This is a genomic window from Streptomyces sp. NPDC102451 (assembly GCF_044765485.1).
Lineage (GTDB): Bacteria > Actinomycetota > Actinomycetes > Streptomycetales > Streptomycetaceae > Streptomyces.
The window spans coordinates 516,926-531,706 of the sequence record NZ_JBIWKD010000003.1 but is presented as its reverse complement, the minus strand read 5'-3'; the positions used below and the strand labels follow the sequence as shown (position 1 = coordinate 531,706).

Sequence of the window (14,781 nt, the reverse complement as noted above, 5' to 3'; positions counted from 1 at the left end):
ATGACGGCCGGAAACAACGGCGCGAGCAAGCCCGAGGACGACGATCCGTTCGGCTATCTGTACGCGGACGGGCAGGCGGCGGGCGCACAGCCGCCCGGGCAGGGTGGCTACGGCTACCCCGGTCCGGCCGCGCAGCCCGGCGTGCCCAGAACGTCGTACAACCAGGTGCGGACGGTCGGTGAGCGCCAGTACGGGCAGGTCCCGCCGCAGCAGGCGTACGGCCAGCAGCCTCCGCCGCAGTACGGCCAGCAGCCCCAGCAGTACGGGCAGCCGAACCCGCAGTACGCGGCGCCGGAGACGTACCCCGGGGGTGCCCCCACGGCGCAGAGCCAGTCCGGGGCGTACGGCGGCGACGGCAGGAACTCCGGTCCCGGCCGTGGCGGCCCGAACACCAAGGCGCTGCTGATCGCGGCCGTCGCCGTGGTCGCGGTCGTGCTCATCGGTATCGGCGCGGCGCTGATGACGGGCGACGACGGCGACAACAAGAAGGACGAGGCCGGCTCGTCGGCGGGCCCGGCCGACGAGGTCGAGGAGTCCCCGAAGCCGGAGAAGTCGGCGGACGCCTCCCAGGAGCCCGTCGACCTGCCCGAACAGGACGCGGCGACGCTGACGCTCGGGGGCACGGCCTCCCTGGACAACACCGTCAAGGGCGCCAAGAGCGCGAACGGCCAGTACATCAGCCTCAACGAGGTCGGCCGGTCGGCCACCTGGACGGTCGATGTGCCGGAGGACGGCGCGTACACGCTGTTCGTGACGTACGGCGTGCCGGGCAAGGACGCCAAGACGTCCCTGACGGTCAACGACGAGGACCCCCGCTCCATCAACATGAAGAACTTCGCGCACGCCGCGGAGGGCGATCTGGAGAAGGGGTGGACCAGGACGTACGCCTGGGTCCAGCTGAAGAAGGGGTCGAACTCGCTGATGCTCTCGTGCAACGAGGGCGACTCGTGCGACGCCAACCTCGACCAGCTGTCGCTGAAGTCGGGCCACGTCGAGAAGTAGCCCCAGGCGCACGCGCACCACTGTCGTCCCGGTCATCGCCCCGTGCGAGCCGGGACGCGGTCGTTCGGGGGGCCGTTCAGGCGGCCGGTGCGTGCTGTTCGACGGTGACGCGGGTCAGCAGGTCCTCGTAGGCCGCGCGGTCGAACTCCCCGGCCGCCGGGGCCAGTACGGTCGCCGCGGACAGGGCCACCGCGCGGGTCAGCCGGTCCTGCCAGCCGAGCCCTTCGGCCAGCGCGGACAGCAGCCCGGCGACGGCGGAGTCGCCCGCGCCCGTCGGGTTGCCCCGTACGGCGGAGGGCGGTGCGGCACGCCAGACGCCGTCGGGGGTGACGGCGAGGAGTCCGTCCGGGCCGAGCGAGGCGACGACGCTGTGCGCGCCCCGGCGGCGGGCGTCGCGGGTGGCGCGCAGGGGTTCGCGGGCGCCGGTGAGCTGGGCCAGCTCGTCGGCGTTCGGCTTGATCAGGTCGGGGCGGGCGGCGATGCCCCGGCGCAGGGGTTCGCCGCCGGTGTCCAGGAGGACGGGCACGCCGGCCGCGCGGGCGAGCCGTACGAGTTCCGCGTACGCGCCGACGTGGATGCCGGGAGGCAGGCTGCCGCAGAGCGCGACGGCCTCGGCTCCGGGGAGCAGCTCCCCGAACGTGCCGAGGAAGGCCGCCCATTCGCCGGCGCCTATGTGCGGGCCCGGCTCGTTGAGCTGGGTGGTGTCACCGCTGGTGCGGTCGACGACGGCGAGGGTGCGGCGGGTGTTGCCCGCGACGGGGACGAGCGCGTCGGTGGGGCGGTGGGGGAGTGCGCCGAGGAGTTCGCGCAGGACCGCTCCGGTGGGGCCGCCGGCGAAACCGGTGATCACGGTGGAGTGGCCGAGGGCGGCGAGCACCCGGGCCACGTTGATGCCCTTGCCGCCGGGGCGCTCGGTCACCTCGTGGACGCGGTGGCTGGCGTGCGGGACGAGGGCGGGGACGGCGTAGGTCAGGTCGAGTGCCGTGTTCAGTGTGACGGTCAGTATCACCTGTACCGGCCCCCGGTTTCCTTGGTCGTCCGTACCCACGCGCCGTCTCCCCGCGGCGCTGTCCTCGGTGATCATGCCAAAGAGGCGGCGGCCGTCCCAGGTCTCCGGGACAACCGCCGTCTCTTCGTTACGTGTTCAACCGCCCGTTGCCGGGGGCCGCCGTCATCCGAGCGGGGGCTCCACGATCCACTCGCCGCGGCGCATGACGCCCTTGAGCGCGAAGTCCGCGTCCAGGACGACGAGGTCGGCGTCCTTGCCAGGTTCCAGCGAGCCGACCCGGTCGTACAGGCCGAGGAGCCGGGCCGGGTTGGCGGAGATGGACCGGACGACGTCGTCGACGGGGATCCGGTCGATGGTCACGGCCCTGCGGAACGCGGTGTCCAGGGTGAGGGTGGAGCCCGCGATCGAGCCGCCCTCCACGAGCCGTGCGACCCCGTCCTTGACCTCGACGGCGAGCGGCCCGAGCTCGTAGAAGCCGTCGTCCGCGCCGGCCGCGTCCATGGCGTCGGTGATCAGGGCGACCCGGCCGGCGCCCGCGTGGTGGTAGGCGAGCTCCAGGGCGGCCGGGTGCAGGTGCGTCCCGTCGTTGATCAGCTCGACGGTGACCCGCTCGTCCTCCAGGAGCGCCACGACGGGGCCCGGGTCGCGGTGGCCGATGGCGGGCATCGCGTTGTAGAGGTGCGTGGCCACGGTGGCGCCCGCGTCGATCGCCTCGACGGTCTGCTCGTACGTCGCGTCCGTGTGGCCGACCGCAGCGATCACCCCGTGCTCGGCGAGCAGCCGTACGGACTCGATGCCGCCCGGGCGTTCGGTGGCGAGGGTGACCATCTTCGCGGTGCCGCGTGCCGCGTCGAGCAGCTTGCGGACCTCGGCGGGGTCGGGGTCGCGGAGCAGCTCCTCGCTGTGGGCGCCCTTGCGGCACGGGGAGATGAAGGGGCCCTCGAAGTGGACCCCGGCGAGCTCGCCCTGTTCGACCAGCTCGGAGAGCAGACCGGCCTGGCGGGCCAGGAAGTCCATGTCACCGGTGACGGTGGAGGCGACGACGGTCGTCGTGCCGCGTTCGCGGTGCGCCCGCGCCCCGGTCAGGACGTCCTCGGCGGTCCCGGTGGCGAAGGACGCGCCGCCGCCGCCGTGGTTGTGCATGTCGACGAATCCGGGGACCAGCCAGTGGCCGGAGAGGTCGAGGGTCCGGGTGTCCTCCCGCGTGCTGCCGGCGATCCGGGTGCCTTCGACGATCACCCGGCCGTTCTCGACGGTGCCGGTGGGAAGCACCACCCGGGCACCTGCGAGAACGGTGCTGTCTGCGCGTCCGGCCATCAGGCGGATACCTCCGTGGAGAGTAGATCCCAGGCGAGCAGCCCTGCGCCCAGGCATCCGGCGGTGTCCCCGAGGGCCGCCGGGACGATGTGAGGCAGCTTCTGGAACGTGACCCGTTCCTCGACAGCCGCACGCAGTGGTGTGAACAAGGTTTCCCCCGCCTCGGCGAGACCGCCACCGATGATGAGCGTGCGGGGGTCCAGCAGGGTGAGCGCGGTGACCAGCCCGGCGGCGAGCGCGTCGACGGCGTCCTGCCACACGCGCAGGGCCGCCGGATCGCCCGAGGCGACGGCCTTCGCGCAGTCCGCGGCGTCCGCGTCGGGGTCGCCGGAGGCGGCGGCCCAGGCCCGGGACACGGCGGCGGCCGAGGCGAGGGTCTCCAGACAGCCGCGCTGACCGCAGCCGCAGTCCGGGCCGTCCGGCCGGACCACGATGTGGCCGATCTCGCCCGCGTAGCCGTGGGCGCCCGCCTCGATGGTGCCGGCGATGCCGATGGCCCCGGCGATCCCGGTGCCCAGCGGCACGAACAGGAAGCGGTCCGCTCCCCGGCCGGCGCCGATCCGTCCTTCGGCGAGGCCGCCGGTCCGGACGTCGTGGCCGAGCGCGACCGGTATGCCGCCGAGCCGCTCGCCGAGCAGCTTGCGCAGGGGTACGTCGCGCCAGCCCAGGTTGGCGGCGTAGACGGCGATGCCGCGTTCCGCGTCGACGATGCCCGGTACGGCGACGCCCGCGGCGACGGCGGATTCGCCGAGGTGCTCCTCGCCGTACGCGTACAGATCCGCGGCGAAGCCCAGGATCGTCTCCACGACGGCCTCGGCGCCACGGTCCCTGCCGGTGGCCCGGCGCGCCTCGTGGAGCAGGGTGCCGTCGGCCCCGACCAGGGCGGCCTTCATTCCTGTGCCGCCCACATCGAGGGCGATGACGTGTCTCACGGAGACAGTTTCGCCCGCCGACCCCTAAAAGGTCTAGTCCACTATCGAGGTTTGTTGAGCACCCATACAAAACGGTCCTGCTAGATTGCCGGTTTGCTGGACCGGTGGTGTAGACCTCCGCGTCGGCGTGTAGCAGGATCGCGGGTTCGTCGTCGGAGCGGTGACGTCCGCGTCGACCGGAACGTTAGGGATGGGCAAGGGCTGTGCAGCGGCGCTATGTGGGTCTGACCGCGGTGGTGGCCGCACTCGGTATGACGGCAACGCTGTCGGGGTGCGGTTCGGACCCCGGAGGCGACGTCACGCTGCGGCTGGTCGCGGCCGACTACGGCACCAATGCGGAGAACAGCTCCCAGAAGTACTGGGACGACGTCGCCGGGAAGTTCGAGAAGGCCAACCCCGACATCAAGGTCGAGGTCAGCGTCTACTCCTGGAAGGACGTCGACCGCAAGGTCGCCGAGATGGTGAAGGCCGGCGAGGCCCCTGACATCGCGCAGATCGGGGCGTACGCCGACTACGCCAAGGCGGGCAAGCTCTACACCGCCGACGAGACGATAGCCATCCGTACGGGGTCCAACTTCCTGCCTTCGCTGACGGACGCGGGTGAGGTCGACGGCAATCTGTACGGGCTTCCGTTCGTGGCCAGCACCCGGCTCCTCTTCTACAACAAGGGCCTGTTCGCCAAGGCGGGTCTCGGCGCCCCGCAGACCTGGGACGACATCCAGAGCGACGCCACCGCGCTCAAGGCGCGCGGCGTGACCTACCCCTTCGCCCTGCCGCTCGGCCCGGAGGAGTCCCAGGCCGAGACCCTGATGTGGCTGCTCAGCGGGGGCGGCGGCTACACGGACGAGGTCGGCAACTACGACATCGACTCCCCGGCCAACATCACGACCTTCCAGTGGCTGAAGAAGGACCTCGTCGGCAAGGGCCTCACCGGGCCCGTCGCCCCGGGGAAGCTCGACCGGGCGAAGGCCTTCGAGGCGTTCACCGAGGGCGAGGTGGGCATGCTCAACGGCCACCCGACGCTGATGCAGGAGGCCGAGAAGAAGGGCGTCCAGGTCGGTATGGTCCCGCTGCCCGGGATCGACGGGCCGACCAAGGGCTCGATGGGTGTGGCCGACTGGATGATGGGCTTCAAGCAGAACGGGCACCGGGTCGAGATAGGCAAGTTCCTCGACTTCGCCTACACGGACGAGAACGTGCTGTCCTTCGCCGACCAGTACGACCTGCTGCCCGTGACCAGCAGTGCGTCCGCCGCGATGGAGGCCGACAGCAAGCACAAGTCGCTGCACGAGTTCCTCTCGGCGCTGCCGAACTCGCAGCTGTACCCGTTCGGCAAGACGTCGTGGGCGCAGGCCAGCGAGACGATCAAGGAGAAGATCGGGTCCGCGGTCGAGCCCGGGGGCAGCCCGGAGAGCGTGCTCGTGGAGATCGCGTCGAAGGCCCGGCAGGCGGAGAGCGCGGAGTAGGTAGGTTGGTTGATATGACCGCCTCCGCCTCCCCCTCCGCCTCCTCCGACGAACCGGCCGACTCCGCCGCCCCGCTCTCGGGGCAGGAGCGTGCGGTGCTGGCCCTGGAGCGGCGGTCCTGGGCGGGGCCGGGCGCGAAGGAGCGGGCGGTCCGGGAGGAGCTGGGGATCTCGCCGGTCCGCTACTACCAGCTGCTCAACGCGCTGCTGGACGACCGCCGTGCGCTGGAGGCGGATCCGGTGACGGTGAACCGCCTGCGGAGGGTTCGGGAGGCGAGGCGGGGGCGGCGCTGAGGCTGCCGCCGGTCCGGGCCGGGCCCGTTCCGGGGCTCTGCCCCGGACCCCGCGCCTCAATCGCCGGCGGGGCTTGATGGGGCTGCTGTTCGAGGTCGCCTCAATCGCCGGCGGGGCTTGATGTGGTCCCGTGGGCGGTGGGCGCCGATACGCTCGGGGTATGGGTAATCCGGTACGTCCCCTCCCGACCCCGTCCAGCCAGGCCGGCCGTGACGGCCTCGCCGCGCTCCTCGAACGGCCCCGGCGTGCGGTCGTCGCGTTGGACTTCGACGGCACGCTCGCCGACATCGTCCCGGACCCGGAGCAGTCCCGGGCGCACCCCGATGTCCTCCCCGCCCTCTCCGCGCTCGCCCCGCAGGTCGCCGCCGTCGCCGTGATCACCGGGCGGCCGGCCGACACCGCCGTGCGGTACGGCGGCTTCGCCGGGGCGGCCGGGCTTGATCATCTCGTCGTCCTCGGGCACTACGGCGCCGAACGCTGGGACGCCGCCACCGCCACCGTGCACGCCCCCGCCCCGGACCCCGGCGTCGAGGGCGCCCTCGCGGAGCTCCCCGCCGTGCTGGCGGGGACCGGTGTCGGCGAGGGCGCCTGGATCGAGGAGAAGGGCCGCGCGGTCGCCGTGCACACCCGCCGCGCAGCCGACCCGCAGGGCGCCTTCGAGGCCCTGCGCGGGCCCCTCGGGGACCTCGCCGCCCGCCACGGTCTGATCGTCGAACCGGGCCGCCTCGTCCTGGAGCTGCGCCCGCCGGGCATGGACAAGGGCGTGGCGCTGGAGGAGTACGTGAAGGAGACCGGCGCGGAGGCCGTGCTCTACGCCGGCGACGACCTCGGCGACCTCGCCGCGTACGCCGCCGTGGAGGAGCTCCGCGCCCGGGGGACGAAGGGCCTGCTCGTGTGCAGCGGCACCGAGGTCCCCGAACTCGCCGAGCGCGCGGACCTGGTGCTGCCGGGCCCGGTGGCGGTGGCGGAGCTGCTCCACTCGATCGCCCGGCGGATCACGAAGGACTAGGCCCGCAGCGCGTCCAGCTGGTCCAGGAACCACTGCTGCGGCGGCAGCGCCGTCGCCGCAGCGGCCAGGCGCTTCGTGCGGGCGCCGCGCTCGCCCGGGTCCATGGTGAGCGCCTCGTGCAGCGCCGTGGCCGTGGCCGACACGTCGTACGGGTTGACCACGATCGCGTCCTCGCCCAGCTCCTCGTACGCCCCCGCCTCCCGGGACAGCACCAGTGCGCAGCCGTGGTCCGAGACGACCGGGACCTCCTTGGCGACCAGGTTCATGCCGTCGCGGATCGGGTTGACCAGAGCCACGTCCGCCAGCCGGTACGCCGCCAGGGAGCGGGCGAAGTCGTCGTCGACGTGGAGCAGGACGGGGGTCCAGCCCTCCGTGCCGTACTCCGCGTTGATGGCGTCGGCGACCCGCTGGACCTCCGCCGTGTAGTCCCGGTAGACCGCGAGGTCCTGCCGCGAGGGGTAGGCGAAGGCCACGTGGACCACGCGCTCGCGCCATTCGGGGCGCTCCTCCAGCAGCGCACGGTAGGCGTGCATGCCGCGGACGATGTTCTTGGAGAGCTCCGTGCGGTCCACCCGCACGATCGTGCGCCGGTCCGCGCCCACCTGCTCCCGCAGGATCTCCATCCGGTCGTCCACGTCCGCCTCACGGGAGCGGCGGCGCAGGAAGTCCGCGTCGGCGCCGAGCTCGTGCACCCCGATCCGGGTGCGGCCGGTGCCGCCGAGGATCTCCGTGCAGCAGCCGATGAAGGCGTCCGCCCAGCGGCGGGTCAGGAACGCGGCCCGGTCGGCGCCCAGGATGCCCTTGAGGAGCTGCTCGCCGATGTCGTCGGGCAGCAGCCGGAAGTAGTCGACGGGAGCCCAGGGGGTGTGCGAGAAGTGGCCGATCCGCAGGTCGGGGCGGAGCTCGCGCAGTATGCCCGGGACCAGCGAGAGGTGGTAGTCCTGCACCAGGACCGAGGCGCCCTCGCCCGCCTCCTCGGCGAGCGCCTCGGCGAAGGCCCGGTTGTACGCCTCGTAGGAGGCCCACTGCCTGCGGAACTCCGCGTCGAAGACGGGCTCCACCGGCGTCTCGTAGATCATGTGGTGGACGAACCAGAGCACCGAGTTGGCGATGCCGTTGTACGCGTCGGCGTGCACCCCGGCGTCGATGTCGAGCATCCGGACCCCGGGCTCGGAGACCCTGCGCCTGACCGCCTCGCGGTCGCTGTCGCTGAGCGCGGCGCACACCCACAGCTTGTCGTCCACGGCGCTGAGGCCGGAGACGAGCCCGCCCCCGCCCCGTTTCGAGTCGAGCGTGCCGTCCTCCCGCAGTGCGTACGACACGGGGCCGCGGTTGGACGCGACGAGGACCTGGGCGGCGTGCTCGGAGACCATGTACCCGAACCTAGCCCGTCGGGGAAGCCGCCAAACGTGAAGCGGGTGCGGAGACGGGCGTGGGGCGGGTGCGGAGCCGGGTGTGGAGCCGGGCGCAGAAGAACCGTTACGCCGCGTTCCGTGACGCGTACTCCGCGATCTCCCGCATCGGCGGCCTCTCCTCGGTGTCCACCGCATGGGTGTGCGGCACGAATCCGCCGGGTCCCCGCTCGAACTGGGTGATCTCGGGACGTACGAGGGCCCCCCGGGAGAGCCGCAGCTGCGCCGTGCGGTAGATCGTGGCCGCCATCCGGCCGAGGGCCTGGCCGTCCTGATGGCGGTGTCTGCGTACGCCCACGTCGACCTGCGCCAGCGCGTCCAGGCCGACCGTGTGCAGTGCGTCGACGAGCAGGCCCAGCTCCACTCCGTAACCGACGGGGAAGGGGAGCCGTTCCAGGAGGGAGCGCCGCACCGCGTACTCGCCGCCCAGCGGCTGGACGAAGCCGGCCAGCATCGGCCAGTGCAGATTGAGCAGCGGGCGGGCCACCAGTTCGGTCACCCGGCCGCCCTGGCCTGCGGCTTCGCCCAGCGGGCGGTCGTACATGGCCTTCACGAACTGCACCGACGGGTCGGTCAGCAGGGGGCCGACGATCCCGGAGACGAAGTCCGCGGAGAAGTCCTTGAGGTCCGCGTCGACGAAGCAGACGATCTCACCGCTGGTGACCAGCAGTGACCGCCACAGGACCTCGCCCTTGCCGGGGAGCGCGGGGATCCTGGGGAGAACCGCGTCCCGGTGCACGACCCGGGCGCCGGCCCGCCGCGCCTCCTCGGCGGTGCCGTCGGTGGAACCGGAATCGATCACCACCAGTTCGTCGACGAGCTGCACCTTCTCCATCAGCTCGCGCCGGATCTCCGCGACGATCGCGCCGACCGTCTCCTCCTCGTTCAGCGCGGGCAGGACGACGCTCACGCGCGAACGGTGCGGATCCCGCGCGCGGGCGGCGGTGAGCCGGTCCAGCGGGCGGTCGGCAGCAGACCAGGAACGCCTGCTCAGCCAGCGTTCCACCTCTTCCAGCACGGTCGATACTCCCTGTATGTGATCCATCTCGCGGTTCGGACGACTATCTCAACCGTCCGGTGCTTCGGTTACAGTCTTGAACAACGCGGATGACCCTCGCATGTCGGGGTCGGTCCGCGAATAAACGCCCGGATCCATGGTCCGGTGCCATAGCGCTCATCCAGAGGGACTGAGGGAACGGCCCGTTGAAGTCCCGGCAACCCTCCTGCCGACCGCGAGGTCACGGTGGGGAAGGTGCCAATTCCGTCTTGTGGCGAAATACGTCGCAAGGAAGATGAGGAGAAAGGGCCTCCGCCATCATGGCCGTGCAGACAGTTGCAGCCGACACCAATTCTTCCACCGTGGACCTCGGTCCCGCCGCAGCGCTTTCCTGCCGCGAATGCGGCGAGCGTTTCGAGCTCGGTCCCATTTTCGCCTGTGCGTCCTGTTTCGGGCCGCTCGAAGTGGCGTACGACCTGCCGAGCGGCTCCCCCGAAGAGCTGAAGAAGCGCATCGCCGAGGGCCCCGACAACATCTGGCGTTACGCGCCGCTGCTGCCCGTCCCCTCCGATGTGGCGGACAAGCCCAACATCAACCCCGGTTTCACCAAGCTGGTCAAGGCCGACAACCTGGCCCGCGAGCTGGGCGTGACCGGCGGTCTGTACGTCAAGGACGACTCCGGCAACCCGACGCACTCCTTCAAGGACCGTGTCGTCGCCATCGCCGTCGAGGCCGCCCGCGCCTTCGGATTCACCACCCTCTCCTGCTCCTCCACCGGCAACCTCGCCGGTGCCGTGGGCGCCGCCGCCGCCCGCGCCGGCTTCCGCTCCTGCGTGTTCATCCCGCACGACCTGGAGCAGGGCAAGGTCGTCATGGCCGCGGTGTACGGCGGCGAACTGGTCGGCATCGAGGGCAATTACGACGACGTCAACCGCTTCTGCTCGGAGCTCATCGGCGACCCGCTCGGTGAGGGCTGGGGCTTCGTCAACGTCAACCTCCGGCCGTACTACGGCGAGGGCTCCAAGACCCTGGCGTACGAGATCTGCGAGCAGCTCGGCTGGCAGCTGCCCGACCAGATCGTCATCCCGATCGCGTCCGGCTCGCAGCTCACGAAGATCGACAAGGGCCTGCAGGAGCTGATCAAGCTCGGCCTCGTCGAGGACAAGCCGTACAAGATCTTCGGCGCCCAGGCCGAGGGCTGCTCCCCGGTCTCCGCCGCCTTCAAGGCCGGCCACGACGTCGTGCGCCCGCAGAAGCCGAACACCATCGCCAAGTCCCTGGCGATCGGCAACCCGGCCGACGGCCCCTACGTCCTGGACATCGCCCGGCGCACCGGCGGCGCCGTGGAGGACGTGAACGACGAGCAGGTGGTCGACGCGATCAAGCTGCTGGCCCGCACCGAGGGCATCTTCGCGGAGACCGCGGGCGGGGTGACGGTCGGCGTGACGAAGAAGCTGATCGACGCCGGCCTGCTGGACCCGTCCCTCACCACCGTCGTCCTGAACACCGGCGACGGACTGAAGACGCTCGACGCGGTCGCCCCCACGACCGGCCTGTCGGCGACGATCCGGCCCAGCCTGGACGCGTTCCGCGACGCGGGCCTCGCCGCCGCCAACTGAGAAGCTGTTGTCTTACCCCGGTCGGGGGTCGAGGGGGCTGGCACCTCCGTCTCCGGCGTTGTCGTCGGTTGCCGACGCTCCGCGTCGACGCCCTCCTCCGCCTTGGATCCGAAGGCACCAGCCCCCTCGACCTGATCCCAACCGGAGTAAGACAACAGCTTCTGACCACCCGAGACCGAAGGAAGGCACCCACATGAGCGTCAAGGTCCGTATCCCCACCATCCTCCGCACCTACACGGGCGGCCAGGCCGAGGTCCCGGCGGAGGGCGCGACCCTCTCCGAGGTCATCGCCTCCCTGGAGCAGAACCACCCGGGCATCGGCGCCCGCGTCCTGGACGACCAGGGCAAGCTGCGCCGCTTCGTCAACGTGTACGTCAACGACGACGACGTGCGCTTCGAGGGCGGCCTGGACGCGGTCACCCCGGACGGCGCGGGCGTCTCGATCATCCCGGCCGTCGCCGGAGGCTGATCCCGCGCATTGCGCAGTGTGAGCACCGTGGCCCCCTCCGCGATAGAAGCGGAGGGGGCCATTCTGCATGGTTGAGCGCGGTACAGTTGGGGAAGTCCCCGCAGCTGCCCATGCCGCCCGCATATGAGAATGCGCCCGGCCGCGACAAGAAGCAGCCAAAGTACGTGAACTCCTTGAGGCATAAGTGGCCTTTGTCAGGCCCGACTTGCCCTGGAATCCTATGAATTCCCCCAATGCGTGCGATCACGTGTGCCCAGAATTCTCGTCCGATTGACCTGTTGCAGAGGGCAGTTGGGCAGATACATTCGGCCGCGGTCGACGCGTTCCGGCGCACGCCACCCTCTCCTGTCGGAGGGTGAGTTCTGACCCGGGCCCGCGAAGTGCGGTGCTCGTGCAAGGGCCAGTAATAGGGGAGTTAGGCATGGCTCAGGGCACCGTCAAGTGGTTCAACGCGGAGAAGGGGTACGGCTTCATCGCGGTCGACGGTGGTGCGGATGTTTTCGTCCACTACAGCGCGATCCAGATGGACGGGTACCGCACCCTCGAAGAGGGTCAGCGAGTTGAATTCGAGATCTCGCAGGGCCAGAAGGGGCCCCAGGCCGACATGGTCAAGCTCGCCGTCGGCTGAGCTCGGCGCGGTCGTCCGACGACACTACTCACGCACGCGGGGCCCGTACCTCCCACCGGGGTACGGGCCCCGCGTGCGTCCGCGGTTCCCCTGGAAGGCGCTTGCACTCTCTGGGGTCGAGTGCTAATCATTGGCGTTAGCACTCTCCAGGTGAGAGTGACAGAAACTTGGACCGGGCCGGTGAGGCCCGCAGGCACGGTGGAGCAATGAACCACCGCGCACGCTGGCCGTCCGTCGCGGGCGCCTCTCGGTCCGGAGAAATCCACCCCTGTCCGGGAGGACCACTTCACATGGCCAAGATCATCGCGTTCGACGAGGAGGCACGGCGCGGTCTCGAGCGCGGGATGAACCAGCTCGCCGACGCCGTCAAGGTCACCCTCGGCCCCAAGGGCCGTAACGTCGTCCTCGAGAAGAAGTGGGGCGCGCCCACGATCACCAACGATGGTGTTTCCATCGCCAAGGAGATCGAGCTCGAGGACCCGTACGAGAAGATCGGTGCGGAGCTGGTCAAGGAGGTCGCCAAGAAGACGGACGACGTCGCCGGCGACGGTACGACCACCGCCACCGTTCTCGCCCAGGCGCTCGTCCGCGAGGGCCTGCGCAACGTCGCCGCGGGTGCCAACCCGATGGCTCTGAAGCGTGGCATCGAGAAGGCCGTCGAGGCCGTCTCCGCCGCTCTGCTGGAGCAGGCGAAGGACGTGGAGACCAAGGAGCAGATCGCTTCGACGGCCTCCATCTCCGCTGCCGACACCGAGATCGGCGCCAAGATCGCCGAGGCGATGGACAAGGTCGGCAAGGAAGGCGTCATCACCGTCGAGGAGTCCCAGACCTTCGGTCTGGAGCTCGAGCTCACCGAGGGTATGCGCTTCGACAAGGGCTACATCTCGGCGTACTTCGCCACCGACATGGAGCGTATGGAGACGTCGTTCGACGACCCGTACATCCTGATCGTCAACTCCAAGATCAGCAACGTGAAGGACCTCCTTCCGCTGCTCGAGAAGGTCATGCAGTCGGGCAAGCCCCTGCTGATCATCGCGGAGGACGTCGAGGGCGAGGCTCTGTCGACGCTGGTCGTCAACAAGATCCGTGGCACCTTCAAGTCCGTCGCCGTCAAGGCTCCGGGCTTCGGTGACCGCCGCAAGGCCATGCTCGGCGACATCGCCATCCTCACCGGTGGCACCGTCATCTCCGAGGAGGTCGGCCTCAAGCTGGAGAACGCCGGCGTCGACCTGCTCGGCACCGCCCGCAAGGTCGTCATCACCAAGGACGAGACGACCATCGTCGACGGTGGCGGCGACAGCGACCAGGTTCAGGGCCGCGTCAAGCAGATCCGCGCCGAGATCGAGAACTCCGACTCGGACTACGACCGCGAGAAGCTCCAGGAGCGCCTCGCGAAGCTGGCCGGCGGCGTGGCCGTCATCAAGGCCGGCGCCGCCACCGAGGTGGAGCTCAAGGAGCGCAAGCACCGCATCGAGGACGCGGTGCGCAACGCCAAGGCCGCCGTCGAGGAGGGCATCGTCGCCGGTGGTGGCGTGGCTCTGCTCCAGGCCTCGGCCGTCTTCGAGAAGCTCGACCTGACCGGTGACGAGGCCACGGGCGCCAACGCCGTGAAGCTCGCGCTGGAGGCCCCGCTCAAGCAGATCGCCGTCAACGGTGGTCTCGAGGGTGGCGTCATCGTCGAGAAGGTGCGCAACCTGCCGATCGGGCACGGCCTGAACGCCGCGACCGGCGAGTACGTCGACATGATCGCCGAGGGCATCATCGACCCGGCGAAGGTCACGCGCTCCGCGCTGCAGAACGCCGCGTCCATCGCCGCGCTCTTCCTCACCACCGAGGCCGTCATCGCCGACAAGCCGGAGAAGGCCGCTGCGGCCGCTCCGGGCGGCATGCCGGGCGGTGACATGGACTTCTGATCCTCGGATCAGCAGCTCCATGCAGGACCCGTAGCACCCCGCAGTACCGCAGTACCGCAGTATCCGTGCGACGCCGCCCCCCGGGATCCGTTCCCGGGGGGCGGCGTCGTTGCGTGCTGCGGGTGTCTCACCCGGCGGGAGCGGCCAGTATGCAGAGGGGCTTGCCTTCGTCGGGGTCGCCCACGTAGGTCCAGAGCTTGAGCGTCCCGCCGTTGCGCAGCGCCGCGTACCAGCTCTCCTCGCCGGCATCCCGGAACGACACCTGGACCGTGGTCCCGTCCCCATCGGCCTGGATTTCCCAGGTGCCCGATCCCGATCTGGGTTCGTCGGTGCCGTCGATGATGTCGTAGTCGCTGCAGACGTGGTCGGCGGTGATCGTTCCGTCCGGCTTCAGCTCCAGCCTGCCGCCCCGCTCGTCGGTCCACGTAACGGCGGCCTGGGGCAGGGACAGCCCTATCGGCTCGCCCTTGGGGGTCGGGGGGACGGCGAGCCTCCCGCAGCCCGCGAGAGTGCACACGAGCGGGGCGAGCACCAGCAACGACCAGCGGGAACGCGTCATTCGGCACCTCGGGGCCTTGCACGGGACACGGGCGCGGACGGTCCGTGCAGGCAGGAGCGTAAAGCACCGCGGCCACCCTCTGAGCCCGGAGCACCTTGCCAGGGGCCTCTTCCCGTCAACACTCGAATGCATGGCAACGATGCGTTACGCCCAACT

Annotated in this window: 14 protein-coding genes and 1 riboswitch; of the genes, 8 read left to right on the top strand and 6 right to left on the bottom strand. The window is 70.6% G+C overall.

Annotated elements, in window-relative coordinates; genetic code table 11:
* Entirely contained in the window at positions 1-1,002 is a 1,002-nt protein-coding gene (locus ACIRD8_RS09545; protein WP_403988408.1) for a carbohydrate-binding protein, read from the top strand.
* 76 nt (positions 1,003-1,078) lie between these two features.
* Here the strand turns inward: ACIRD8_RS09545 and ACIRD8_RS09540 are convergent, their stop codons facing one another.
* The 3 genes from ACIRD8_RS09540 to ACIRD8_RS09530 form a co-directional block, all read right to left on the bottom strand.
* Positions 1,079-2,011, bottom strand: coding sequence for a 1-phosphofructokinase family hexose kinase (locus ACIRD8_RS09540; RefSeq protein ID WP_403988709.1), 933 nt, complete (start codon positions 2,009-2,011; stop codon positions 1,079-1,081).
* A gap of 162 nt (positions 2,012-2,173) precedes the next feature.
* A complete protein-coding gene (gene nagA, locus ACIRD8_RS09535) occupies positions 2,174-3,328 on the bottom strand; it encodes an N-acetylglucosamine-6-phosphate deacetylase (RefSeq protein ID WP_403988406.1) in 1,155 nt (384 codons plus the stop codon).
* Positions 3,328-4,221 carry an ROK family protein gene (locus tag ACIRD8_RS09530; RefSeq protein WP_403988707.1) on the bottom strand — a complete coding sequence of 298 codons (894 nt, stop codon included), beginning with the start codon at positions 4,219-4,221 and terminating at the stop codon, positions 3,328-3,330. Before ACIRD8_RS09530 ends, nagA begins: the two co-directional genes overlap by 1 nt.
* Before the next feature lie 290 nt (positions 4,222-4,511).
* Between ACIRD8_RS09530 and ACIRD8_RS09525 the strand changes: the two genes are divergently transcribed.
* From ACIRD8_RS09525 to otsB, 3 genes are all read left to right on the top strand, one after another.
* Positions 4,512-5,726: an extracellular solute-binding protein gene (locus tag ACIRD8_RS09525; RefSeq protein WP_403988705.1), complete on the top strand. Its 1,215-nt coding sequence runs from the start codon at positions 4,512-4,514 to the stop codon at positions 5,724-5,726.
* A 14-nt stretch (positions 5,727-5,740) separates the two neighbouring features.
* Positions 5,741-6,019: a DUF3263 domain-containing protein gene (locus ACIRD8_RS09520; protein ID WP_403988404.1), complete on the top strand. Its 279-nt coding sequence runs from the start codon at positions 5,741-5,743 to the stop codon at positions 6,017-6,019.
* A 160-nt stretch (positions 6,020-6,179) separates the two neighbouring features.
* Positions 6,180-7,028, top strand: coding sequence for a trehalose-phosphatase (otsB, locus tag ACIRD8_RS09515; RefSeq protein WP_403988402.1), 849 nt, complete (start codon positions 6,180-6,182; stop codon positions 7,026-7,028).
* Here the strand turns inward: otsB and ACIRD8_RS09510 are convergent.
* Positions 7,025-8,401, bottom strand: a complete 1,377-nt coding sequence (locus ACIRD8_RS09510) for a trehalose-6-phosphate synthase (RefSeq protein ID WP_403988400.1) — start codon at positions 8,399-8,401, stop codon at positions 7,025-7,027. The two genes, otsB and ACIRD8_RS09510, sit on opposite strands and share 4 nt — an antisense overlap.
* 106 nt (positions 8,402-8,507) lie before the next feature.
* Positions 8,508-9,458 (bottom strand): glucosyl-3-phosphoglycerate synthase, encoded by a 951-nt coding sequence (locus ACIRD8_RS09505; RefSeq protein ID WP_403988703.1) that lies wholly within the window; start codon positions 9,456-9,458, stop codon positions 8,508-8,510.
* A gap of 153 nt (positions 9,459-9,611) precedes the next feature.
* Positions 9,612-9,739: riboswitch (SAM riboswitch) on the top strand.
* 18 nt (positions 9,740-9,757) lie between these two features.
* On the opposite strand from ACIRD8_RS09505, the gene thrC reads away from it, so the two are divergent.
* The 4 genes from thrC (at position 9,758) to groL (ending at position 14,066) form a co-directional block, all read left to right on the top strand.
* Positions 9,758-11,056 carry a threonine synthase gene (gene thrC / locus ACIRD8_RS09500; RefSeq protein ID WP_403988398.1) on the top strand — a complete coding sequence of 433 codons (1,299 nt, stop codon included), beginning with the start codon at positions 9,758-9,760 and terminating at the stop codon, positions 11,054-11,056.
* A 193-nt stretch (positions 11,057-11,249) separates the two neighbouring features.
* Positions 11,250-11,525 carry a MoaD/ThiS family protein gene (locus tag ACIRD8_RS09495; protein WP_099174090.1) on the top strand — a complete coding sequence of 92 codons (276 nt, stop codon included), beginning with the start codon at positions 11,250-11,252 and terminating at the stop codon, positions 11,523-11,525.
* Between the two features lie 421 nt (positions 11,526-11,946).
* On the top strand, positions 11,947-12,153 hold the full coding sequence (locus ACIRD8_RS09490) for a cold-shock protein (RefSeq protein ID WP_003967346.1): 207 nt from the start codon (positions 11,947-11,949) through the stop codon (positions 12,151-12,153).
* Between the two features lie 290 nt (positions 12,154-12,443).
* Complete coding sequence (groL, locus tag ACIRD8_RS09485) at positions 12,444-14,066, top strand: chaperonin GroEL (protein ID WP_403988396.1); 1,623 nt, start codon at positions 12,444-12,446, stop codon at positions 14,064-14,066.
* Between the two features lie 127 nt (positions 14,067-14,193).
* Here the strand turns inward: groL and ACIRD8_RS09480 are convergent, their stop codons facing one another.
* The gene (locus ACIRD8_RS09480; protein WP_403988394.1) at positions 14,194-14,625 is read right to left on the bottom strand and encodes a hypothetical protein; all 432 of its coding nucleotides are present in this window, start codon (positions 14,623-14,625) and stop codon (positions 14,194-14,196) included.
* Positions 14,626-14,781 lie beyond the last annotated feature (156 nt).

What these genes read in the sequence shown, in the direction of transcription:
- ACIRD8_RS09545 (WP_403988408.1), top strand. Translation starts at nt 1, where the DNA reads ATGACGGCCGGAAACAACGGCGCGAGCAAGCCCGAGGACGACGATCCG.
- nagA (WP_403988406.1), bottom strand. Translation starts at nt 3,328, where the DNA reads ATGGCCGGACGCGCAGACAGCACCGTTCTCGCAGGTGCCCGGGTGGTG.
- ACIRD8_RS09530 (WP_403988707.1), bottom strand. Translation starts at nt 4,221, where the DNA reads ATGAAGGCCGCCCTGGTCGGGGCCGACGGCACCCTGCTCCACGAGGCG.
- ACIRD8_RS09525 (WP_403988705.1), top strand. Translation starts at nt 4,512, where the DNA reads ATGACGGCAACGCTGTCGGGGTGCGGTTCGGACCCCGGAGGCGACGTC.
- ACIRD8_RS09520 (WP_403988404.1), top strand. Translation starts at nt 5,741, where the DNA reads ATGACCGCCTCCGCCTCCCCCTCCGCCTCCTCCGACGAACCGGCCGAC.
- otsB (WP_403988402.1), top strand. Translation starts at nt 6,180, where the DNA reads ATGGGTAATCCGGTACGTCCCCTCCCGACCCCGTCCAGCCAGGCCGGC.
- ACIRD8_RS09510 (WP_403988400.1), bottom strand. Translation starts at nt 8,401, where the DNA reads ATGGTCTCCGAGCACGCCGCCCAGGTCCTCGTCGCGTCCAACCGCGGC.
- thrC (WP_403988398.1), top strand. Translation starts at nt 9,758, where the DNA reads ATGGCCGTGCAGACAGTTGCAGCCGACACCAATTCTTCCACCGTGGAC.
- ACIRD8_RS09495 (WP_099174090.1), top strand. Translation starts at nt 11,250, where the DNA reads ATGAGCGTCAAGGTCCGTATCCCCACCATCCTCCGCACCTACACGGGC.
- ACIRD8_RS09490 (WP_003967346.1), top strand. Translation starts at nt 11,947, where the DNA reads ATGGCTCAGGGCACCGTCAAGTGGTTCAACGCGGAGAAGGGGTACGGC.
- groL (WP_403988396.1), top strand. Translation starts at nt 12,444, where the DNA reads ATGGCCAAGATCATCGCGTTCGACGAGGAGGCACGGCGCGGTCTCGAG.
- ACIRD8_RS09480 (WP_403988394.1), bottom strand. Translation starts at nt 14,625, where the DNA reads ATGACGCGTTCCCGCTGGTCGTTGCTGGTGCTCGCCCCGCTCGTGTGC.